At 36.4% G+C, this 23,115-nt stretch carries 22 protein-coding genes and 1 tRNA gene; 16 read left to right on the top strand and 7 right to left on the bottom strand.

The genetic code is table 11. The annotated features are described in order from the left end of the window. Window positions 1-4: 4 nt before the first annotated feature. Entirely contained in the window at window positions 5-1,321 is a 1,317-nt protein-coding gene (gene ahcY / locus RT250_RS05395) for an adenosylhomocysteinase (protein ID WP_313112824.1), read from the top strand. Window positions 1,322-1,467: 146 nt separating this feature from the next. Next, window positions 1,468-2,610, top strand: a complete 1,143-nt coding sequence (locus RT250_RS05390) for a methionine aminotransferase (protein WP_313112822.1) — start codon at window positions 1,468-1,470, stop codon at window positions 2,608-2,610. Here RT250_RS05390 and RT250_RS05385 read toward each other — a convergent pair. Genes RT250_RS05385 through RT250_RS05375 form a run of 3 tightly spaced genes read right to left on the bottom strand, consistent with a single transcriptional unit; the run spans window position 2,607 to window position 7,053 of the window. Further along, window positions 2,607-4,502 (bottom strand): M1 family metallopeptidase, encoded by a 1,896-nt coding sequence (locus tag RT250_RS05385; protein WP_313112821.1) that lies wholly within the window; start codon window positions 4,500-4,502, stop codon window positions 2,607-2,609. The genes RT250_RS05390 and RT250_RS05385 overlap by 4 nt on opposite strands. Beyond that, entirely contained in the window at window positions 4,502-6,169 is a 1,668-nt protein-coding gene (locus RT250_RS05380) for a S8 family peptidase (RefSeq protein ID WP_313112820.1), read from the bottom strand. Before RT250_RS05380 ends, RT250_RS05385 begins: the two co-directional genes overlap by 1 nt. A 23-nt stretch (window positions 6,170-6,192) precedes the next feature. Beyond that, window positions 6,193-7,053: an MBL fold metallo-hydrolase gene (locus RT250_RS05375; RefSeq protein WP_313112819.1), complete on the bottom strand. Its 861-nt coding sequence runs from the start codon at window positions 7,051-7,053 to the stop codon at window positions 6,193-6,195. A gap of 138 nt (window positions 7,054-7,191) precedes the next feature. Between RT250_RS05375 and RT250_RS05370 the strand changes: the two genes are divergently transcribed. Beyond that, entirely contained in the window at window positions 7,192-9,060 is a 1,869-nt protein-coding gene (locus RT250_RS05370) for a cation:proton antiporter (RefSeq protein ID WP_313112817.1), read from the top strand. A 36-nt stretch (window positions 9,061-9,096) separates the two neighbouring features. Continuing rightward, window positions 9,097-9,324, top strand: a complete 228-nt coding sequence (locus RT250_RS05365) for a hypothetical protein (RefSeq protein WP_313112815.1) — start codon at window positions 9,097-9,099, stop codon at window positions 9,322-9,324. Here RT250_RS05365 and lepA read toward each other — a convergent pair. Further along, on the bottom strand, window positions 9,321-11,117 hold the full coding sequence (gene lepA, locus RT250_RS05360) for a translation elongation factor 4 (protein WP_313112813.1): 1,797 nt from the start codon (window positions 11,115-11,117) through the stop codon (window positions 9,321-9,323). The two genes, RT250_RS05365 and lepA, sit on opposite strands and share 4 nt — an antisense overlap. Before the next feature lie 331 nt (window positions 11,118-11,448). Here lepA and dusB point away from each other — a divergent pair, with 331 nt between their 5' ends. Continuing rightward, window positions 11,449-12,441, top strand: a complete 993-nt coding sequence (dusB, locus tag RT250_RS05355; protein ID WP_313112811.1) for a tRNA dihydrouridine synthase DusB — start codon at window positions 11,449-11,451, stop codon at window positions 12,439-12,441. Between the two features lie 57 nt (window positions 12,442-12,498). Further along, window positions 12,499-13,155 carry an FAD-binding oxidoreductase gene (locus RT250_RS05350; RefSeq protein WP_237606420.1) on the top strand — a complete coding sequence of 219 codons (657 nt, stop codon included), beginning with the start codon at window positions 12,499-12,501 and terminating at the stop codon, window positions 13,153-13,155. 239 nt (window positions 13,156-13,394) lie between these two features. Here RT250_RS05350 and RT250_RS05345 read toward each other — a convergent pair whose 3' ends face one another. Together RT250_RS05345 and rbfA are read right to left on the bottom strand one after the other, a co-directional pair. Continuing rightward, window positions 13,395-14,600, bottom strand: coding sequence for an ABC transporter permease (locus RT250_RS05345; protein WP_313112808.1), 1,206 nt, complete (start codon window positions 14,598-14,600; stop codon window positions 13,395-13,397). Window position 14,601: 1 nt separating this feature from the next. After that, on the bottom strand, window positions 14,602-14,997 hold the full coding sequence (gene rbfA / locus RT250_RS05340) for a 30S ribosome-binding factor RbfA (RefSeq protein WP_165144759.1): 396 nt from the start codon (window positions 14,995-14,997) through the stop codon (window positions 14,602-14,604). A 104-nt stretch (window positions 14,998-15,101) separates the two neighbouring features. Here rbfA and mce point away from each other — a divergent pair, with 104 nt between their 5' ends. The 3 genes from mce (at window position 15,102) to RT250_RS05325 (ending at window position 16,025) form a co-directional block, all read left to right on the top strand. Further along, window positions 15,102-15,506: a methylmalonyl-CoA epimerase gene (gene mce, locus RT250_RS05335; protein WP_313112806.1), complete on the top strand. Its 405-nt coding sequence runs from the start codon at window positions 15,102-15,104 to the stop codon at window positions 15,504-15,506. Between the two features lie 49 nt (window positions 15,507-15,555). Beyond that, a tRNA-Ile gene (locus RT250_RS05330) sits at window positions 15,556-15,632 on the top strand. A 177-nt stretch (window positions 15,633-15,809) separates the two neighbouring features. After that, the gene (locus tag RT250_RS05325; RefSeq protein ID WP_313112805.1) at window positions 15,810-16,025 is read left to right on the top strand and encodes a hypothetical protein; all 216 of its coding nucleotides are present in this window, start codon (window positions 15,810-15,812) and stop codon (window positions 16,023-16,025) included. Here the strand turns inward: RT250_RS05325 and RT250_RS05320 are convergent. Further along, window positions 15,997-16,584: a riboflavin synthase gene (locus tag RT250_RS05320; protein ID WP_313112804.1), complete on the bottom strand. Its 588-nt coding sequence runs from the start codon at window positions 16,582-16,584 to the stop codon at window positions 15,997-15,999. The two genes, RT250_RS05325 and RT250_RS05320, sit on opposite strands and share 29 nt — an antisense overlap. Before the next feature lie 216 nt (window positions 16,585-16,800). On the opposite strand from RT250_RS05320, the gene pdxA reads away from it, so the two are divergent. The 7 genes from pdxA to RT250_RS05285 all read left to right on the top strand — a co-directional run bounded on the left by pdxA (window position 16,801) and on the right by RT250_RS05285 (window position 23,051). Beyond that, a complete protein-coding gene (gene pdxA, locus RT250_RS05315) occupies window positions 16,801-17,862 on the top strand; it encodes a 4-hydroxythreonine-4-phosphate dehydrogenase PdxA (protein ID WP_313112803.1) in 1,062 nt (353 codons plus the stop codon). A gap of 84 nt (window positions 17,863-17,946) precedes the next feature. Next, complete coding sequence (locus RT250_RS05310; protein ID WP_313112802.1) at window positions 17,947-18,492, top strand: YceD family protein; 546 nt, start codon at window positions 17,947-17,949, stop codon at window positions 18,490-18,492. A gap of 9 nt (window positions 18,493-18,501) precedes the next feature. Further along, window positions 18,502-18,699: a 50S ribosomal protein L32 gene (gene rpmF / locus RT250_RS05305; protein WP_062620449.1), complete on the top strand. Its 198-nt coding sequence runs from the start codon at window positions 18,502-18,504 to the stop codon at window positions 18,697-18,699. Window positions 18,700-18,870: 171 nt separating this feature from the next. After that, window positions 18,871-19,869: a beta-ketoacyl-ACP synthase III gene (locus RT250_RS05300; RefSeq protein WP_313112798.1), complete on the top strand. Its 999-nt coding sequence runs from the start codon at window positions 18,871-18,873 to the stop codon at window positions 19,867-19,869. A 31-nt stretch (window positions 19,870-19,900) separates the two neighbouring features. Continuing rightward, on the top strand, window positions 19,901-20,386 hold the full coding sequence (accB, locus tag RT250_RS05295) for an acetyl-CoA carboxylase biotin carboxyl carrier protein (RefSeq protein WP_313112796.1): 486 nt from the start codon (window positions 19,901-19,903) through the stop codon (window positions 20,384-20,386). Window positions 20,387-20,464: 78 nt separating this feature from the next. Beyond that, the gene (gene accC, locus RT250_RS05290; RefSeq protein ID WP_313112794.1) at window positions 20,465-21,817 is read left to right on the top strand and encodes an acetyl-CoA carboxylase biotin carboxylase subunit; all 1,353 of its coding nucleotides are present in this window, start codon (window positions 20,465-20,467) and stop codon (window positions 21,815-21,817) included. A 115-nt stretch (window positions 21,818-21,932) separates the two neighbouring features. Beyond that, window positions 21,933-23,051, top strand: a complete 1,119-nt coding sequence (locus RT250_RS05285) for an NAD(P)/FAD-dependent oxidoreductase (protein WP_313112792.1) — start codon at window positions 21,933-21,935, stop codon at window positions 23,049-23,051. The last annotated feature ends 64 nt before the right edge of the window (window positions 23,052-23,115 follow it).

Genomic DNA, 23,115 nt, shown 5'->3' with positions numbered 1-23,115 from the left:
AAATATGTCAACTAAAACTGTGCCTTATACGGCCTATAAAGTAAAAGATATTTCTCTGGCAGACTGGGGAAGAAAAGAAATTGAGCTTGCAGAAGCTGAGATGCCAGGCCTTATGTCTCTTCGTGAAGAATACGGGAAGGAACAGCCGCTAAAAGGTGCTCGCATTGCTGGATGTTTACACATGACCATACAAACAGCTGTACTTATTGAAACATTAGTTGCTCTAGGAGCAGAAGTTACATGGAGCTCTTGTAATATTTTCTCTACTCAAGATCATGCTGCCGCTGCAATTGCTGCTGCTGGAATTCCAGTTTACGCATGGAAAGGAATGACAGAGGAAGAATTTAATTGGTGTATCGAGCAAACGCTTTTCTTCGGGGAAGAACGCCAGCCTTTAAATATGATTCTTGATGATGGAGGTGACCTTACCAATATGGTTTTGGATACGTATCCAGAACTTGCTGATGCTGTAAAAGGAATTTCTGAAGAAACCACAACTGGTGTCCACCGTCTTTACGAGCGTGTGAAAAAAGGAACTTTACCAATGCCAGCTATTAATATTAATGATAGTGTTACAAAAAGTAAATTCGATAACAAATACGGATGCCGTGAAAGTGCTGTAGATGCAATTCGCCGTGCAACTGATGTTATGCTTGCTGGAAAGCGTGTAGTGGTTTGTGGATATGGTGATGTTGGAAAAGGAACTGCTGCCTCGTTTAAAGGTGCGGGGAGTATCGTTACTGTAACTGAAATTGATCCTATTTGTGCTTTACAAGCGGCAATGGACGGTTTTGAAGTGAAAAGATTAGAAACTGTTGTTGGCAATGCAGACATTGTAATTACAACCACAGGAAATAAAGATATCGTTCGCGGTGAGCATTTTGAAGCGATGAAGGATAAAACCATTGTGTGTAATATCGGTCACTTCGACAACGAGATTGCTGTTTCTTGGTTGAAAGAAAACCATGGAGATACTCACGTTGAAATTAAGCCACAAGTTGATAAATATACTATCAATGGAAAAGATGTTATTCTTTTAGCTGAAGGTCGTTTAGTAAACTTAGGTTGTGCTACGGGTCACCCAAGTTTTGTAATGAGTAACAGCTTTACAAACCAAACATTAGCTCAAATCGAACTTTGGAAAAATGGTGAAAACTATGAAAACGAAGTTTATATGCTACCAAAGCATTTAGATGAGAAAGTTGCTAAACTTCACTTAGAAAAGATTGGAGTTGAACTTACAGAACTTCGCCAGGATCAAGCTGAATACATTGGTGTAACTGTTGAAGGACCTTACAAACCTGAGTACTACAGATATTAATTGATTTACGATTGTAGATTTTAGATTTACAATTTTAACATTAGAACCCTTGCAATCCTGACAAGTATCGGGAGCGAGGGTTTTTTTATTGGTTGAAATTAATAGTAACTTAGACAAGCACATTCAAGTCTAAAAATTCAATCAATATGAATACAAATTCAAAACTCCCAAATATCCCCACCTCCATCTTCTCAGTTATGAGTAAAATGGCGGCAGATTACGACGCCATTAATCTTTCGCAGGGATTTCCAAATTTTCCAACCGATCCTGCTTTAGGTGCACTTGTAGATCAGGCTATGGAAGAGGGTTTCAATCAATACGCCCCAATGGCTGGAGATTTTGAACTTAGAATGGAGATTTCAAATAAGATTGAAAAACTTCACAAACATTTCTATAATCCAGAAACAGAAATCACGGTAACTGCTGGGGCAACTCAAGCAATATTTACAGTAATTGCAGCAACGATTTCAAATGGAGATGAAGTAATTATATTTACCCCTGCCTATGATTGTTATGCACCTACAGTAGCGTTGTTTGGTGGAAAAGTTGTTCCTATTCAATTAAAACCACCTTACTATAAAGTAGATTGGCAAGAAGTTGCAGATAAAATTTCTTCATCTACGAAAATGATTATCATCAACAGTCCGCATAACCCAAGTGGTATGCTTTTTTCTGAAGACGATATGCTTCAGTTACAGCTTTTAGCTGAAGTAAATGATTTATTAGTCTTAAGCGATGAAGTATATGAACACATTATTTTTGATGGGAATTCACATCAAAGTGCTTCAAAATTTGAAAGCTTAGCAAACCGCAGTTTTGTTACCGCTTCATTTGGGAAAACATTTCACAATACAGGATGGAAGATTGGGTATTGTGTAGCACCTGCACCATTGATGAAAGAATTTCAAAAAGTACATCAATTTAATGTTTTTTCTGTTAATCATCCTTTTCAAAAAGCATTTGCTACCTATTTAAAAGACGAGAGTCATTATTTAAAACTGTCTGATTTCTACCAGCAAAAGCGTGATTTCTTTCTCAACTTAATGAAAGAGTCTAATTTTAAAATTATTCCCTCCAAGGGTACATATTTTCAGATGCTAGATTTTTCTGAAATTTCAAATGAGAGTGATATTGTGTTTGCAGAAAGACTTACCAAAGAACATAGAATAGCGACCATACCAACATCGGTTTTTAACAAGGCTGAAAAAGATTTTAAACAAATCCGAATCTGCTTTGCAAAAACCGATGATACTTTGGCAGAGGCCGCAAAAATCCTTAATGAGTTTTAAGACTTTTTCTTATTTACTTCTATTAAACTCTTCTTTGTTGTTTTCTCCCAAAAGTTATTTTCTGGGTTGATATCTGCCATTCTTTGTGTAGCATCTATCATCATGTTTTTAACTTTTTTACCATTCTTAATTTCGAAGGTATAGGTAGGATATGCCCAAGGCCAGTCGTCTAAAACAGTTCGCTTCAATTCAGCAAAAGGGTTTGGCTTTTCGCCCCACATCATTCTAAGTGGAATGTAAAATAATTCTTGAGAACCATCTTCATACGTTACATATAGATCTATAGGCATTGGCATTAAACCAATTCTTTCTAAAGTTACTTTAGTATTATCACCTTCAGTTTCAACCGCTTTAACTCCATAATCTATCGTATTAGTAGTTTGGGTCCAGTCTGTTAAATACCAATCCAATTCAAACCCTGAAACTTTTTCAGCAGTACGAATAAAATCGTTTGGAGTTGGATGCTTAAATTTGAAATCGGTGTAATAACGCTTCAACGTTTTTGAAAGGTTGTCAGGACCAATTACATAGCCAAGTTGTGCTAAGAAAACAGAACCTTTGCTATATGCATTTATACTATAAGCTCGGTTTGTAGCATATCTATCTGCGTGAGTAGTTTGCGGCTGTTCTTGTCCACTAGTTGCGTTAAAAAAGTAACTTCTATATGAACCTGCGTGTGGATTTGCTTTGTTTTCTTCCATTACATAATTCATCGCCTCATCTGCAATGTAAACTGTGAATCCTTCATCCATCCACTCGTGCTTACTTTCGTTTGTTGCTAACACAAATTGAAACCAAATATGTGCAAGTTCGTGAGCCGTTACACCTACTAAACTTCCAAAATCACGTTCGCCAGTAATCATTGTACTCATAGCATATTCCATTCCGCCATCTCCTCCTTGAATTACTGAATATTGCTCATAAGGGTAAGGTCCTATATGTTCATTAAAAAACTCCATTAATTCTGCAGTCTTTTTCTGAAGATTTTTCCAGTTTTCTGCAATTTCAGGGTTGTCCTTATAAAGAAAGTGAAGTGTAACCCCATTTGGGCCTTCATAAGTATCGTGGATGTAGTTATCGTCTGCCGCCCAAGCAAAATCGTGAACGTCTGGCGCTAAAAAGTGCCATGTGTACTTTCCGTTTTTAGGATGCATTGGTTTCTGACCTGGTAGTGTGTATCCATGACCAACTTCTGCTGGATTTTGTAAATACCCAGTACCACCAATGGTATAATCCGCATCAATAGTTATTGTAACATCATAGTCTCCCCAAACACTATAAAATTCACGTCCAATATATGGATGTGCATGCCATCCTTCAAAATCGTATTCAGCTATCTTTGGGTACCACTGTGTCATTGTTAATGCCACACCTTCTGCACTTGTTCTACCCGAACGTCGTACTTGTAAAGGTACTTGCGCGTCCCATTTCATATTAAATACTGTGGTTTCATTTGGAAGAATAGGAGTGTTCAAAATCACTTCCATCACTGTTCCTTTGATAGTGTATTTAACTGTTTCCCTATCTTGAGTAAAAAAGGTTGGTTTAATATATCCGATTTCTTCCGATGTCAATTTTGAAATTCTATCACCTACTCTTCTATCTGGATCGGCAATGGTAAGAGAGCGTACATCCATTTCACTTCCAGGTTGAAATGCGTTAAAATATAAGTGATAAAAAACTTTGTTTAATGTATCAGGAGAGTTGTTTGTGTATTTCAACTCCTGAGTTCCCTTGTATTGATATTTTTCGACATCTACATCGATGTTCATTTTATAATCAACTCTTTGTTGCCAATAACACTTATTGTTTTGTGCAGTGGCCGAAATAAGGGTTGCCGAAAGACCAGAAATTAAAGCGGTTATAAATAATACGCTAAAAATATTTTTCATTATTTACTCATTTTATCTGCCATAATTAAGGCGTTATACAAATTCACCATTTTCCCTGACTTTGAAATTTCTGAGAAAGGTTGAGTGTTAGATTGTTCACCTCCTAAAATAACATTTGCAGTTGAAGTTAATCCACTATCCATTAAAATCTGCTTAACCTGAACTGCTGAAAGTTCTGGGTAATACGAACGAATTACAGCTGCAACACCAGCAACTTCAGGTGCCGCCATAGAAGTTCCTTGTAAATATTCGTAAGTACTTAATGGTGTTGTTGAATAAATTTTTACACCAGGTGCAAATACATCTACATTGTTTTTTCCGTAGTTAGAGAAGTTTGCAACTAATTCACTTCCGTATTTGTAATTAAGCGCACCAACGGTTAAAAAAGTATCGGCCATTTCTGGTCCATTGTCTAATTGATCGTTTGGATAAACATTTACAGTATCTAAATCTAACCCGTCGTTTCCTGCTGCATTTACAATTAATACATCCTTTGAAGCAGCATACCTAATTGCATCGTAAACCCACTCTGAATTTGGAGAGTAGTATTTTCCGAAGCTAGTATTTAAGATTTTAGCTCCATTATCTACTGCATAACGAATAGCTAATGCAATATCTTTATCGTACTCATCACCATCTGGTACTGCACGAACAGACATGATTTGAACGTTATTAGCTACCCCATTCATTCCAATTCCATTGTTGCGTTGCGCTGCAATAATTCCTGCTACGTGTGTTCCGTGTTTAGCTTCTTCTCTTAATTCATCCGGCCCAGCAACATTACCATCACCGTAAATATTATCAGTGATGTCATAAGGATCGTCTCCCAATACTGCACGGAAATCTTCGGTCATATTAAAATGATTCTGCTCTCTAGAATTGAAGTACTTTAAACCTCCTTCAATATTTTCGATAAGTTCAGGGATTGAGTCTCCAAAGCTCAGCATTTGGTTAAGCATTCCTATTTGCTGTTGCTCTTCGGCAGTAGGGTTTTTAATAGCAGCTAAATCTTCTTTAGTGTAATCTTCTTTCCCCAATTTTTTTGCCATTGCTTGGTGCACTGGTTTTATTTGAGAAAGCATTTGCCCGTAACGAGCTTTATTCATATCAACTTCACCCTTTTCCTTTTCATACTCTGCTAGCGCTTTTTGGTAGATAGCAAATTCTGCTCTATCCGCTGCACTAATTGAAGATTCGCTTTTTCCCTCATATTTTGGCTTAAGTTTTCTGATAATACGAACAAACTCCATATTCTCACCAGTGATATCTCCTAGGAAATTCCATCCGTAAACATCATCTATAAAGCCATTGTTATCATCGTCAATTCCATTACCAGGTATTTCACCAGGATTCGTCCACAGTACATTTTTAAGGTCTTCGTGGTCAATATCCACACCACTATCAATAACACCTACAATAACAGTTTTTCCTTTTCGCTTTCCAATTAATTCATTGTACGCTTTGTCTACACTCATTCCAGGAACTGTATCGGCCACGAGATCCATCATTGGCCAATTTTTTAATTCTGCATCGGTTAATGGCGCGGTTTTTAATGGGTTGGCATCAATATTTTCGATTGGAGTAGCAATAATTGCTGAGGCACCACCGCAGCTAGCTAAGACAGCTGAAAAACCAACTGCAAGTAAAGAGATCTTAAAAATTTTCATTTTATTTTATTGTAATTAAAGTGTTAGTTAAAGAATTCTGTTAGGGAAAAAGTTTCGTTAAGTCGAACTCCTTTTTCGGTATTTTTTACTGTAATTATAGGATTATGTGCATCGTGTTCTAGAAAAAGATAGAAATTATTTTCTGCAGCTTTATTCAGAAATTTTTCTTTTTCGGGTAGAGTTAATAGCGGTCTTGTGTCATATCCCATTACAAACGGAAGTGGCAAATGACCAGCTGTAGGGAGCAAGTCTGCCATAAAGACCAAGGTTTTTCCTTTATAGTTTATATGCGGAATCATTTGTTTATCGGTATGTCCATCGACATAAAGTATTCCGAAGTCTAGCTCCTTAGCCTCTGAAAAGTCTGACATTGGTTGCTCAACAAATTTTAGCTGCCCGCTTTCTTGCATTGGTAAAATGTTTTCCTTCAGAAATGAAGCTTGCTCACGTCTATTAGGCTCTGTAGCCCACTTCCAGTGGTCTTTATTACTCCAATAGGTCGCGTTTTTAAAAGCAGTTTCATAGCCTGTTCGATCTTTATTCCACTGAACACTACCACCACAATGATCGAAGTGTAGGTGCGTCATAAAAACATCGGTAATATCGTCACGATGAAACCCGTGTTTCTTCAAAGAGTTGTCGAGATTGTGGTCGCCCCATCTAAAATAATAACCGAAGAACTTCTCACTTTGTTTATCACCCATTCCGGTGTCAATAAGTGTTAATCGATCACCATTTTCAATAAGAAGACAACGCGCAGCGATATCAATCATGTTATTTTGGTCCGCAGGATTCGTCCTCGTCCATAAGGTTTTTGGTACAACGCCGAACATTGCACCGCCATCTAATTTAAAATTACCGGCTTCAATTGGAAATAGTTGCATAATTTGAAGAAATGAGTTGCAAAATAACAAAAGCGTTACACTCCTAAGGCCCAAGTAAAAATAATTATACTATTTTTAACAAATTATTCTTTTTTAGTGGAAGAGAAAATTTCTTAATTTGCCAAAACCCCGTTTTATATGGTAGAACTTGCAGGAATTATAATTTTAGGAATATTGGCCCAATGGGTAGCTTGGAAATTTAAAATACCTGCCATTTTACCTTTAATTATGATTGGCCTCTTGGTAGGACCAATCTCTACACTAATATCTGCCGATGGAACTCAATGGCTTCAACCCATTTGGAATGGAGAAAAAGGCCTCTTCCCCGGGGAGAATCTTTTCTATTTTGTATCACTAGCGGTGGGAATTATACTTTTTGAAGGAGGACTAACGCTCAAGCGCGATGAAATTTCTAAAGTAGGGCCCGCAATCGGAAAACTTATTAGCATAGGTGCCGCGATAACATTTATTGGAGCTGGAGCGGCTGCACACTATATTTTTGGATTAGACTGGAGGATTTCGTTTCTATTTTCAGCCTTAATAATAGTTACAGGACCAACGGTAATATCTCCTATTTTGAGAAATATTCCACTGAAAAAAGACGTTGCTGCAGTGTTGCGATGGGAAGGTATATTAATAGACCCTATTGGCGCACTTGTAGCTGTACTTGTTTATGAATTTATAAGTGTTGAAGGCGATTCGGGCTATACTAAGCAAGCTTTACTGGACTTTGGAAAGATTGTGTTAATAGGGATGTCTTTCGGTATTACTGCGGGATATGCACTATATTTCGCCATTAAAAAGAAACTGGTGCCTCACTATCTATCTAATGTGGTTGCGCTTTCTATGGTAATGGCGGTATTCGTAATAAGCGATTTATTTGCTCACGAATCTGGATTACTAGCCGTGGTTGTTATGGGAATGTTTCTTGGTAACAGCGACTTACCAAGTCTTAAAGAACTTCTTTACTTTAAAGAATCATTAAGTGTTTTATTGGTTTCCATTCTATTTATTCTACTTGCCGCAAATATTAGCATTGAAGATTTGCTATTAGTTTACAATTGGAAAACTGCCATATTATTGGCTATTATCATTTTTATTTTGCGGCCATTAACTGTCTTTGCAAGCACAACCGGATCCTCTCTTAAAGTAAATGAAAAACTTTTTATTAGCTGGGTAGGACCTCGCGGAATTGTTGCGGCAGGTATTTCATCTTTATTTGGAACTAAACTTGTTACAAAAGGTGTAGTAGGTGCAGAATACATCACCCCTTTAGTTTTTGCTGTGGTTTTAATTACAGTAATTTTAAACGCAACTACTGCTAGATTGGTTGCTGGATGGATGGGCGTTTACCTTAAAAAGTCTGAAGGAATTTTAATTGTAGGAGCTTCAAAAGCATCTAGACTAATTGCCACTTATTTACATAAAAACGAACGCCATGTAGTGCTAGTAGATTCTAACCAACTAAATATTAATAGAGCTAAAGAATTAGGATTGGAGGCATTTACTGCGAATATTTATACCGATGATTTAACAGACAATATAGAGCTAAATGATGTGGGCTATATTTTAGCCATGACTGGGAGTGACGAAATTAACAAGCAAGCAATTAACCGATTTGAAAAATATTTTGGGGAAAATGGAACGTTTAGGCTAATTACCTCAGATGAAATGAAGAAGAACAAAAACTTATCGATTAAAGAATTGTTCTCTTATACTCACGATTATTCTCGCTTTGCGCAAGTTGCCCAAGAATTCCCTTCTATTCAAGAAATTCCGATAGAAAATCACAATCAATTTTTGAGAGTGTTGAACATAGTTGGCGAAGATAAAAATGCAATTCCACTATTTTTAAAACACCCAAACGGATTTTTAGACCTGATTACTTCTCCTACTGAATTAGAAATTGAAGAAGGTAGTAGTTTAGTTTATTTAGGAAAACCTATGGATTTTGAAGATGTTGTAAACGCTACGCGCTCTGAGAACGAAGGGAAATCTGAGAAATAAACCGTTGATAGTTTCGTTTTTAGATAAAAAGAAAAAATGAAGAAAGTCTATTTTATTACAGGAATCATTTGCATCCTTTTCGTTTCCTCTTGTAAAAAAGACGACGGAAGATCTTGCACTACATGTTCTTCACCTTCAACATTAGATTTTGAAGTGTGTGAAGAAAGCAATGGCAATGCTTCTGTAAACGGACAAGATACAGGGACTCCTTACGGAACTTATATTTCTGGTTTAGAAGAAACCGGTGCTAGCTGCGGAAATTAATCATTTAGCTTAAGTACCGCCATAAACGCTTCCTGAGGAATTTCAACATTCCCTACTTGACGCATACGCTTTTTACCTTTCTTCTGCTTTTCAAGAAGTTTACGCTTTCTAGAAATATCACCCCCATAACATTTTGCGGTAACATCCTTTCTAAGTGCTTTAACCGTTTCACGAGCAATAATTTTTGCTCCAATAGCAGCTTGAATAGGAATATCAAATTGTTGTCTTGGGATTAGTTCGCGAAGTTTTTCGCAAATTTTCTTTCCAATATCATAAGCATTATCTCGGTGAAGCAAAGCAGAAAGTGCATCTACAACGTTTCCGTTTAATAATACATCAACCTTAACTAAGTACGATTGACGCATTCCTATTGGAGAATAATCAAAAGAAGCATACCCTTTAGAAACTGTTTTTAATCGATCGTAAAAGTCGAAAACAATCTCTGCCAAAGGCATATCAAAAGTTAGCTCTACACGTTCGGTGGTTAAATATGTCTGATTGGTAATTTCACCTCTCTTTTCAATACAAAGAGACATTACAGAACCAACAAAATCTGACTTTGTAATAATTGTAGCCTTTATAAATGGTTCCTCTACTCTATTTAAAGTTGAAGGTTCCGGTAAGTCGGAAGGGTTATTCACCAAAATTGGTGTATCCGGCTCTTTATTAGTAAATGCATGGTATGATACGTTTGGCACGGTAGTAATTACCGTCATGTCAAACTCTCTTTCCAATCTTTCTTGTATAATCTCTAAGTGGAGCATTCCCAAGAAACCACAACGGAAACCAAATCCAAGAGCTGCAGAACTTTCAGGAATAAATATTAAAGAAGCATCATTCAACTGAAGTTTTTCCATTGAGTTTCTCAACTCCTCATAATCCTCAGTATCTACAGGATAAATTCCAGCGAAAACCATCGGTTTTACATCTTCGAACCCTTCAATCATATTAACTGTCGGATTTTTTGAATCGGTAATGGTATCACCTACTTTTACTTCTTTAGCCTCTTTAATTCCTGTAATTAAATATCCAACATCTCCAGCTTTAATCGAATCTTTTGGAAGTTGCTTTAATTTTAAAGTTCCAACTTCATCGGCGTAATAACTTTTTCCGGTAGCCATAAATTTTATGTGCTGCCCTTTTTTTATTTCACCATTTAAAACTCTAAAGTATGTTTCAACCCCACGGAATGGATTGTAAACAGAATCGAAAATCAAGGCTTGTAACGGCTCATCCAAAACACCTGTTGGCGGTGGAATTCGCTCGATAATGGCGCTCAGTATTTCTTCAATACCAAGCCCTGTTTTTGCACTAGCTGGAATCACCTCTTCTGGCTTACACCCTAGAAGGTCTACAATGTCATCGGTAACTTCCTCGACATTAGCCGAAGGAAGATCTACTTTGTTTAATACTGGAATAATCTCCAAATCATTTTCCAGTGCTAAGTATAAATTAGAAATCGTTTGCGCCTGAATACTTTGTGCAGCATCTACAATTAGTAAGGCGCCTTCGCAAGCAGCGATAGAACGAGAAACTTCGTACGAGAAATCAACGTGCCCAGGAGTGTCAATTAAGTTTAATACGTATTGCTCACCCTTGTACATATAGTCCATCTGTATCGCGTGACTTTTAATAGTAATACCACGCTCGCGCTCCAAGTCCATACTGTCTAATAGTTGCGCTTGCTTTTCACGACTAGTAACGGAACCTGTGGCGTCCAATAGTCGGTCGGCCAAAGTACTTTTCCCGTGATCAATATGCGCTATAATACAAAAGTTTCTGATGTTCTTCATAAATTAATCCTTCTTCGTGCTACGAATTGCAAATATAGATTAAAAGAGTGATTATTTTAGTTATGATGCAGTAGTTAATAATAATTTCATTAGTAGAACTAATTTTAGTAAACAGCATAAGACTTTTAGACGTAAAACATAATACCAAAAAATTATGACATAAAATTAGCGCATTTTAAAAATAAATAACGTCAAAACACTATACATCATTATTTTACGCGTCAAATCCCATGTCTTACGTCCTTTATAGAGGCGGTCTTAAGTCTTAGTAAGTCAATAGTGATTTATTATACTGATATTTACTACTTTTGCATTCTCAAATAATAAAGAATTGCCAAAAATAGGAAACATACAACTGCCTGATTTTCCATTATTACTAGCCCCAATGGAAGACGTAAGCGATCCGCCCTTCCGTGCACTTTGTAAGGAACAAGGCGCCGATGTGGTTTTTACTGAATTTATCTCTTCGGAGGGACTTATTCGGGATGCTGCAAAAAGTGTGATGAAGCTTGATATTTATGAAAAGGAACGCCCTGTTGGAATTCAGATTTTTGGAGCTGTTCTAGAATCTATGTTGCGCAGTGTAGAAATTGTAGAAGCCAGCGGTCCAGACATTATCGACATTAATTTTGGTTGTCCCGTAAAAAAAGTAGTAAGTAAAGGCGCAGGTGCAGGAATTTTAAAGGACATAGATTTAATGGTAAGCCTTACCGAAGCCATGGTAAAGCACACAAAACTGCCTGTAACCGTAAAAACACGATTAGGCTGGGATCACGATAGTATAAAAATTATGGAAGTTGCCGAACGTTTACAAGATGTAGGCTGTCAAGCAATTTCTATACACGGCCGTACTCGCGCCCAAATGTATAAAGGTAATGCCGATTGGGCTCCTATTGCCGAAGTAAAAAACAATCCAAGAATGCATATTCCTGTGTTTGGAAATGGCGATGTAGATACGCCGGAAAAAGCTATGGAAATGCGCGATAAATATGGCTTAGACGGTGCAATGATAGGCCGTGCAAGTATTGGATATCCTTGGTTTTTTAAAGAAGTAAAACACTATTTTAAAACTGGCGAACACTTACCACCCCCATCGATGCTTGAGCGTGTAGAAGCCGCCAAACGCCACTTACAAATGGCAATTGATTGGAAAGGTGAAAAACTTGGCGTTTTTGAAACCCGCCGCCACTATACCAACTATTTTAAGGGAATTCCAAACTTTAAGGAATACCGAATGAAAATGGTAACCAGCGACGATTCTGCATCGGTTTTTGAAGCTTTTGATGAAGTTATGCAAGTGTTTGCAGATTATGAGTTTGTTTAAATAAATAAACTGTTTTTCATTAAAAACCTTTCTATCTTTGAAGTTTAAATTAGCCTAATGCAGACCCTCAAAATAATAAGCAATCAATATATAACCCATAACGTAAAACGTTTTGTACTAGAAAAACCGAAAGATTTCACCTACGCCCCAGGCCAATCGGCGGTTATTTCTATAAATATTCCTGGCTGGGAAAATCAGCTACGCCCCTACACCTTTACCTCATTACAACATTGGGATTATTTAGAGATCATCGTAAAAATTTACGAAGAGCACGAAGGCGTTAGCGCTCAATTGGGAAAACTCAACACGGGAGCAGAGCTTCTACTTCACGAGGTTTTTGGGACTATAAAATATAAAGGGCCAGGTATTTTTATTGCTGGCGGAACTGGGATAACTCCATTTATCGCAATTTTTAGAGCACTTTTTGAAAGTGGAAATCTACGCAAAGTAGCCTTGTTGTATTCCAACAGAACAAAAGACGATATTATACTTCACGATGAATTGACAAAAATGCTAGGCCCCGCCTATAAAAATGTGTTTACTAAAGAAGGAGTAATTGGTTTTCGCGAACGCCGAATAGACCGCAAATACCTTATTGAAACTATTGGAAATTTTGATTCTCGTTTTTACGTGTGTGGCCCACAAGATTTTACAGAAGAAATTTGTGAAGCATTGGTAAGTCTAGGTGCAGACCCCGAATATTTGGTTGTTTAATCTAAGATGTAAGACCGTCCCGATAGCTATCGGGACTGAAAGACTTAAGGCATAAAACTTGCCTATTTATATGTTGGTGATTAAGAAAATTTTTTAATCATAAAATTTCGTTGTGAAGCTTATCAAAAAGATGTCACCCACTAGGTGTTGATTATACCCCAGTTACCATCGACTAAACTCAGTTTCCTAATCTTAATTTGAACATTAAATATTTGTAGTACAATTAAAGGTGAATACTTCTAAACCAACAACTTCTCTCGTACCCTACTCGAGGCTATTTTGGATGCGAGGATACCTAAAACGCTAATGGTTACAAACACTACTATTATGTTTACTAGGTTTAGCTTTACGGGATAAGGCAGAGTACTAGTTATTGCTACAAATCCAAACTTTAATTGCGCCAAAACAGCAAGCACCCCAAGAGAAATCCCTACTAGACCACCTAACACAGTCATTAATGTTCCTTGCAAAAAGAATATACGGCGTATTTCTCTAAGCGAGGCTCCCATATTATAGAGTGTTTTTATGTTTTTTCGCTTGTCTAGAATCATCATTATTATAGAACCCACTACATTAAAAAGTGCAATAATCATTACTAATGTAAAAATTAGGTATACAGCAATGTTTTCGGTGTTCAGCATTTTATAAAGCGCGTCATTTTGCTGAATTCGGTTTTTAATAACAACACCTTCAGGGAAAACTTTTTCAATATTTGCCCTAACAGATTCTTCTGAAGCATTTGAAAGCATCTTTATTTCAATTGCAGAAATTTTGGATTCATCAAGCGATAGTAAATCTCTGGCAAAATCCATATCGGTAAATACATATTTAGAATCTAAATCCTCATTAACACTGTAAACTCCTGAAACTACAGTCCGTTTTTTCGTGAATGCATTTGTGGGATCTAAAGCATTTAACTGCCCTGTACCCGGTTTAGGAACATATATTTCTAATGGATTACTGTAATCATTTAGATATAAGGAGAGCTTACTTGAGGTTCCTAAACCAATAACCACTTCGCTAAGTGAAGGTTCAAACCACAATCCAGCAATCATAATGCTATCTATAGAATTAACACTTCCATAAACCGTATCCACCCCTTTTATATAGGCGATATGGTTTTTTCCTTTGTAGTGTAGAAAAACACGTTCTTCAATTATTTCTGAAAAGACTTCGATTCCTTCAATTTTGGCTAATTGTTGCTTTTGTGCTTCAGAAAAAGAAATGGTTTTTCCACTTTCAGGAAGGATTTTTAAATCACTATCAAATTCGTTTGTAAACTGTAGACTAAATTCTTTTAAGCCAGAAAATCCTGAAAGCACAATAAACAAAGCCATTGCACCAACTACCACTCCAATCGCTGCAATACCAGTAATAATATTGATGGCATTGTTGCTACTTTTTGAAAACAAATAACGCTTTGCGATGTAGAGGGAAAAATTCAAGCTACGACTTTTTTCTTTTCGGAAGTAAATCAGGGTTTTTCAGCGGATTATCTTCACCTTTTACTGCACGATCTATCTTTTCTATATATTCTAAAGAGTCGTCATTGTAAAATGTAAGGTCTGGCATTTTTCGAAGCTGATGCTTAGTAAGCTGCGCTATTTGATGTTTAATATGAGGTTTGTTTTTATTTAATTCAACAACAATTGCCTCAGCCTTATCTGCTGGAAACACACTTACATATACCTTTGATATAGAAAGGTCTGTGGTTACTGTTACTTTACTTACCGATATAATTATACCTGTTTGCCCCGCCTCGCGTAGCATTCCTTGTAGTACATTTGCCAAGTCGTTCTGCAAAACACTGGCTATCTTTTTTTGTCTATTACTTTCTTCCATACTGCAAAAATAGAACATAAAACTGTATCGACTGCATTTATACCGCTAAGCTTGTAGAATTATAATAGAAATAAGTTTGTATTTTTGCAGATACAAGTAATAAAATGGAGAAAATAGAACATATTGGCATTGCGGTAAAAAATATTTTAGAAGCTAATAAGGTTTACGAAGCCTTGCTAGGCAGCGCACCGTATAAAAGTGAAAAGGTGGAAAGCGAAGGTGTTAAAACTTCTTTCTTTAGAAGTGGAGAAAGCAAAATTGAACTTTTAGAAGCTACCAACCCAGAAAGCCCTATTGCAAAATTCATTGAAAAACGTGGCGAAGGAATTCACCACATAGCTTTTGCAGTCGATGATATTAAATCTGAGATGGAAAGATTGAAAAAAGAAGGGTTTATTTTACTCAATGAAACCCCTAAAAAAGGAGCTGATAATAAGCTAGTAGCGTTCGTTCACCCCAAATCTGCCAACGGAGTTTTGGTTGAACTTTGCCAAGAAATTAAGGAATAAAATTCTTGTGGGGTTTTAAAATAAGTAGTAATATTGCATCCTCTTAACCGGTCCTATAGCTCAGTTGGTTAGAGCACTTGACTCATAATCAAGTGGTCCCTGGTTCGAGCCCAGGTGGGACCACCACAAAACAAAGTCTTGCATTGCAAGACTTTGTTTTTTTTAGAAATTACTACTATTGAGCTTGTGTTATTTTTAAAAAGATAAATTTATCTCAGAATGTTGTTAAAATAATTTAGTAGAGTTGTTAAAAAATTGTTACTTTAGGCACGTGTTTACCGTCCCCACCATTATATAGCATTCATGATATCATATTTATACACGGTAGTTTTTCTTTCATTGCAGTCGGTTACGGAAACCCAAGGTCCTCCGCCACCCGCTCGTGACGGCGATCCAGAAGGCCCTCAGCTACCAATTGATGACAACCTATGGATATTACTTGTGGTAGGATTGATTTTTGGAATTTATATTCTTTACAAAAGAAATCAGGTTATGAATAAGGCTGCATCAAATTCTTAACATACTTCCCAATTATATCAAATTCTAAGTTTACTTTATCACCAACTTTAATTTCTTTAAAGTTTGTATGCTCATAAGTATATGGAATTATAGCCACACTAAACTGTGATTCTTTTGAATCAACAACAGTTAAGCTTACACCATTAACAGTTATAGAGCCTTTTTCAACCGTGCTAAATTCCGAATTAGAATACTGAAAAGTGTAAACCCAACTTCCGTCGGCTTCTTTTATACTAATACATTCGGCTACGCCATCAACATGACCTTGCACAATATGTCCATCTAGCCTATCTCCTAACTTCATTGCTCTTTCTAAATTTACAAGAGCGTTATTTTTTAGTGTGCTTAAATTAGTTTTTTCTAAGGTTTCCTGAATGGCTGTAACCACATAGGCGTCGTCTTTTATTTCAACAACAGTTAAACACACCCCGTTATGCGAAACACTTTGGTCTATTTTTAACTCACTCGCCATAGGAGACTTTATTTCAATATGAAGGTTTTCACCGTCTTTTGTAAGTTTAGCTACTTCACCTAGAGTTTCTATAATACCTGTGAACATTGTTAGTTTTTTTTCTAAAGTTAGTTGTGGATTTTGAAAATATGATTAACATTATATTTTACAAACCCGTAATCACGCATAAACGAACCATATAAATCCCCTTTCTATTCATTGATAATAGAAGAAAAGAAAATTGATTTCGTTTTATTTAAAATATTATAATCAAAATGCACAATGTGTTAGTTACATTTGTAGTGCAAAAATAACAATTAATAAATGGCTACAGAAGATAAAATAGTTGTTGGAATTTCAATAGGCGACATTAATGGAATTGGAAGTGAAATTATTTTAAAAACCTTCGAAGATTCTAGAATGCTAGAATTTTGTACCCCTGTGATATTTGCTTCAGTAAAACTGATGTCATTTTTCAAAAAACACTTTGGAACGGATATCAATTTTCACGGAATAGATAAAATAGAAGATTTAATTCCGAAGAAAATCAACATATTAAACGTCTGGAAAGAACACGTAAACGTTTCTTTTGGTGAGGAAAATGAAAAAGGCGGCGAATACGCTATAAAATCGTTGATTGCAGCAGTTGCAGCATTAAAAGAAAGTAAAATTGACGCATTAGTAACGGCGCCAATCAATAAAAGCAATATTCAATCTGAAGGTTTTAATTTTCCAGGGCACACAGATTATTTAGCACAAGAATTACAAGGAGATAGTTTAATGCTTCTTATCTCGGAGAGCTTGAGAGTAGGCCTTTTAACCGATCACGTTGCGGTTAAAGATGTAGTAAAAAACATTACTCGTGAGCGAATTGACAATAAAATTAACACCATCCACCAAACTTTAATTGAAGACTTCGCCATCGAAAAACCAAAAATTGCAGTTTTAGGGATAAATCCACACACTGGCGACAATGGTGTGATTGGCGACGAAGACGATACGTTATTACGTCCAGCACTAGACAATATTCGTAAAAACGGCAAAATGGTATTTGGCCCTTATGCTGCCGATAGTTTTTTTGGATCAGGAAATTATAAAAATTTTGACGCCATAATCGCTTCATATCACGATCAAGGATTAATTCCTTTTAAGACATTAGCTTTTGGAAAAGGCGTAAACTTTACTGCAGGCTTAAATAGAATCAGAACATCGCCAGATCACGGGACAGCCTATGATCTAGCAGGTAAAAATGAAGCTAATTTTGAATCGTTTCGAGAAGCTGTATTCAGTGCTATTTCAATTTATAAAACACGTGAAGAATACAAAGAAATTTCAAAAAATCCATTGCAAACTTCACGTAAAAGAAGCTACTCAAAAAAGAAATAGAAAAACTAATTTGCATTTGAAATAATTTTTTATCTTTGCACCCGCCTTATCCGTAAGGTTAAGGTCTTAAATTTAGGTGTGATAATGAAGGAATTGAAAGAATTTACCATCCCTTTTGTAGGGTTGAAGTTAGGGAAACACCAGTTTAACTTTGAATTAAATAAAGCGTTCTTTGAGCATTTTGAGTATGACGAATTTAATAACGCAGCTATTAATCTCAACGTATTGCTGGATAAAACAAGCACGTTATTAGAGTTTACATTAACTTTTGACGGAAGTGTAAACGTTGCTTGTGATATTACAAACGAATTATATGATCAGGAAATTTCAGGATCATACAAATTTGTAGTAAAATTTGGAGAAGAATACAATGATGAGAATGAAGATTTGCTAATTATTCCTCACGGAAGTTATGAAGTAAACATTCAGCAGTTCATTTATGAATCGATTGTTTTGGCAATGCCATCACGAAAAATTCACCCTGGAGTAGAAGACGGCACATTAAAGAGTGACATACTAGATAAACTTGAAGAACTTAGTCCGAAAGCAATTGATGAAGAATCGGTTGTTGAAGACGAGAATACCGATCCCCGTTGGGATTCATTAAAAAAACTATTAACGGATAAATAATAAATAGCAATGGCACATCCAAAGAGAAAAATCTCGAAAACAAGAAGAGATAAAAGAAGAACGCATTATAAAGCTACTGCACCTACTCTTGCAACTGACCCTACAACAGGTGAGTCACATCTTTTCCATAGAGCTCATTGGCACGAAGGAAAAATGTACTACCGCGGACAAGTTGTTATCGATGCAACTGAGCAAGTAGAAGCTTAAACTCATTTACAATTACTGGGAACTCTCACGGGAACGTGAGGGTTTTTTTATTTTTTAACTTTGCAAAAAGTCAAAAAACGACATACTAGTGCCGAAATTCAAGTAAAATTTAGTAATTTTCACACCTTTTAAAGGGTTTTTACTCTTTTATGTGAATTTTAATTCCGCTTTATGAACAATATAACGGCAGCCATTACCGCTGTAGGAAGTTACGTGCCAGATTACGTTCTCTCTAACAAAGTTCTAGAAACAATGGTCGATACCAACGACGAATGGATTACATCTAGAACGGGAATAAAAGAAAGAAGAATATTAAAGGACAAGGATAAAGGCACTTCCTATTTAGCTATACAGGCAGCAAAAAACCTGCTAGAAAAAAGCAATACAGACCCAGCAGAAATTGACATGGTTATTATGGCAACCGCAACGCCAGATATGCCAGTTGCTACAACAGGTGTTTACGTAGCCACCCAAATTGGTGCCGTAAATGCTTTTGCTTACGATTTAGTTGCGGCTTGCTCAAGCTTTCTCTTTGGAATGTCTACTGCAGCACGCTACATAGAATCTGGAAAATACAAAAAAGTACTTTTAATAGGGGCAGATAAAATGTCGTCTATTATTGATTATACAGATAGAACTACATGTATAATATTTGGAGATGGCGGAGGAGCAGTTTTATTTGAGCCTAATACTGAAGGCCTCGGCGTTCAAGATGAACACCTACGTACTGATGGTATAGGAAGACCATTTCTTAAAATTGATGCGGGGGGATCTTTACTCCCAGCCTCAATAGAAACTGTAAACAACAAACAACACTTTGTGCATCAAGAAGGAAAAACAGTATTTAAATTTGCTGTTTCTAATATGGCAGATGTTTGCGAAAAAGTGATGAAAAAAAACAACCTATCTGGAGAAGATGTAGATTGGCTAGTTCCTCATCAAGCAAACAAACGAATTATAGATGCTACTTCTGCAAGAATGAACCTTCCTCCTGAAAAGGTTATGATGAATATTCATAAATACGGAAATACTACATCAGCTACATTACCTTTGTGTTTATCCGATTATGAAAAACAACTTAAAAAAGGAGATAATTTAATATTTGCTTCCTTTGGAGGAGGCTTTACTTGGGGCGCCGTTTATCTTAAATGGGCTTACAATTCAAAATAATTTTAACCACCTAAAGACTAAATTTTCTAATATGGAATTAAAGGATATACAAAACTTAATCAAGTTTGTGGCAAAAAGTGGTGCCAGCGAAGTGAAACTAGAAATGGAAGATATTAAAATCACCATTAAAACTGGTTCTGATGATAGTAAGGGTGAAACTACTTACATTCAGCAAATCCCTGCTATGCAAGCACAACCTCAAATGCAGCAACCGCAAGTTCAACAGGCTCCTACTGCCGATGCAACTGAAACAAAGAAAGAAGAGGCAGATTCTAAACTTATTACTATAAAGTCTCCAATTATCGGAACTTTTTATAGAAAACCATCTCCAGACAAAGCACCATTTGTTGAAGTTGGAAGCAACATCAATACAGGAGATGTACTTTGTGTAATTGAAGCTATGAAACTTTTCAACGAAATTGAAAGTGAAGTTTCTGGTAAAATTGTAAAGGTTCTTGTAGACGACTCTTCTCCAGTTGAGTTCGACCAACCTTTATTTTTAGTAGATCCATCATAAATATAAACTCCAAATCCCAAATCCAAATCCCAATATTTTGGAATTTGAGGTTCGGAATTTGTTATTTAAGGAAAAGTTATGTTTAAAAAGATATTAATTGCAAATAGAGGTGAAATAGCACTGCGCATAATTCGAACCTGTCGCGAGATGGGAATTAAGTCTGTAGCAGTTTACTCTACGGCCGACGAAGAGAGCTTGCACGTACGCTTTGCAGACGAAGCTGTGTGTATTGGACCAGCACCAAGTCATTTAAGTTACTTGAAAATGTCTAATATTATAGCTGCTGCAGAAATTACAAATGCAGATGCAATCCACCCTGGTTATGGATTTCTTTCAGAAAACGCTAAGTTTTCTAAAATTTGCCAAGAACACGGTATAAAATTTATTGGAGCATCCCCTGAAATGATTGAACGTATGGGCGATAAAGCTTCGGCTAAAGCTACTATGAAAGCCGCTGGAGTTCCTACAGTACCCGGAAGTGAAGGGATTTTAGAATCTTTTGAAGAATGTGAAAAAGTAGCCGAAGAAATTGGATACCCAGTAATGTTGAAAGCTACTGCCGGTGGTGGTGGTAAAGGAATGAGAGCTGTTTGGAAAAAAGAAAATCTTAAAAAAGCTTGGGATAGTGCGCGTCAAGAAGCTGCTGCAGCCTTCGGAAACGACGGGATGTATATGGAAAAACTTATTGAAGAGCCACGCCATATCGAGATACAAATTGTTGGAGATAGCAACGGAAAAGCTTGCCATTTAAGTGAGCGTGATTGCTCTATTCAGCGTCGTCACCAAAAGCTTACCGAAGAAACACCAAGCCCATTTATGACAGATAAACTGCGTACCGATATGGGTAACGCAGCTGTAAAAGCGGCAGAATTCATAAAATATGAAGGCGCTGGAACTATCGAATTTCTAGTAGATAAGCACAGAAACTTCTATTTTATGGAAATGAATACTCGCATTCAGGTTGAGCACCCAATTACTGAGCAAGTAATTGATTACGACTTAATAAGAGAGCAAATATTAGTTGCTGCTGGAATTCCAATTTCTGGTAAAAACTACACTCCAAAACTTCATTCGATTGAATGTAGGATTAATGCGGAAGATCCATATAACGATTTCCGTCCTTCACCAGGTAAAATCAATGTTTTACATGCGCCAGGAGGTCACGGGGTTCGCTTAGATACACACGTTTACGCAGGATACACAATTGTACCGAATTACGACTCTATGATCGCTAAGCTTATTACAACCGCTCAAACAAGAGAGGAAGCAATTAGCAAAATGAAGCGTGCCTTAGATGAATTCGTAATTGAAGGAATAAAAACTACAATTCCGTTTCACCGTCAACTAATGGATCATCCAGATTACATCGCAGGAAATTACACTACTGCTTTTATGGATACATTTAAAATGGATGAACCGGTTGAAGATTAATTTAAGTATAAAGTAAAAAGCGTTTTACTTAGTGCTCAAAATTTTTAAGAAGCATCAAATTCCAAAAACTTATCTTTGGTATTTGATGCTTTTTTAATTTAATATACTTAGTACTATGAATCTCTCTTTCTGGGAATACAAAACTTGGCTTTCAGACATCGATTTTGCAATTATCGGAAGTGGAATTGTAGGATTAAACTGCGCTTTATCACTTCGGAAAAAATATCCTAAAAGTAAGATAGTAGTATTTGAAAGAGGTATTCTTCCTAGCGGCGCAAGTACAAAAAACGCAGGATTTGCTTGCTACGGAAGTATATCAGAAATATTAGACGATTTAAACAACCACTCTGAAGAGGAAGTCTTTCAATTAGTAAAATACCGAGTAGAAGGCCTGCAATTACTTCGGAATACATTGGGCGACACTCAACTTGATTACAAAGAATACGGCGGCTACGAGCTTTTCACCACTGAAGACTTGGAGCTTTACATATCTTGTAAATCGAAGATTAATTACATCAACAAGTTACTTTTTTCAATATTTAAAGCTGATGTCTTTTCTGAAAAAGAAAATAAATTCGAATTTAAAAATATTCAGGAAAAACTTCTATTTAGCAAATTTGAAGGACAGCTTGATACCGGCAAAATGATGCATGGACTTTTGAAAAAAGCTTCAGAAGAAAATATTTTAATCCTCAATGCCTCTGAAATCACGGCAATTTTAGATAACGGAAATAGCGTGTCCCTTCAAATAAATTCATCCTTTGAAATTTCGACGAAGAAAGCAATTATTGCGACCAATGGTTTTGCTAAACAATTTTTGGATGAGGATGTTATGCCTGCAAGGGCTCAGGTACTTGTTACTAAACCCATAGAAAACCTTCAAATTCAAGGAACTTTTCACCTTGATAAAGGATACTATTACTTCAGAAATATCGGAAATAGAGTTCTATTTGGCGGAGGACGAAATCTTGACTTTAAAACCGAAGAAACTACCGAAATGGAACTGACGGAACTGGTTCAGAAGCAGTTGGAGCATTTGCTTAAAACAGTAATTCTTCCAAATAATAAATTTGAAATTGATAAGCGATGGAGTGGTATTATGGGAATAGGAAAGCAGAAAAAACCAATTGTAAAAGCTTTATCAAATAATATTTTTTGCGGTGTAAGGCTTGGCGGAATGGGAATTGCTATAGGAAGCTCAATCGGAAAACAACTTTCGGATATCGTAGACTAATATTGCTAAGCACCTACTATCTTCGCTTTAAATAGTAAAAATCACAACTAAAAAAAATTAGAAA

Source organism: Aequorivita sediminis (genome assembly GCF_032080575.2).
Lineage (GTDB): Bacteria > Bacteroidota > Bacteroidia > Flavobacteriales > Flavobacteriaceae > Aequorivita > Aequorivita sediminis.
The sequence above is the reverse complement of the archived record's forward strand: the minus strand, read 5'-3'. Positions and strand labels throughout refer to the sequence as shown.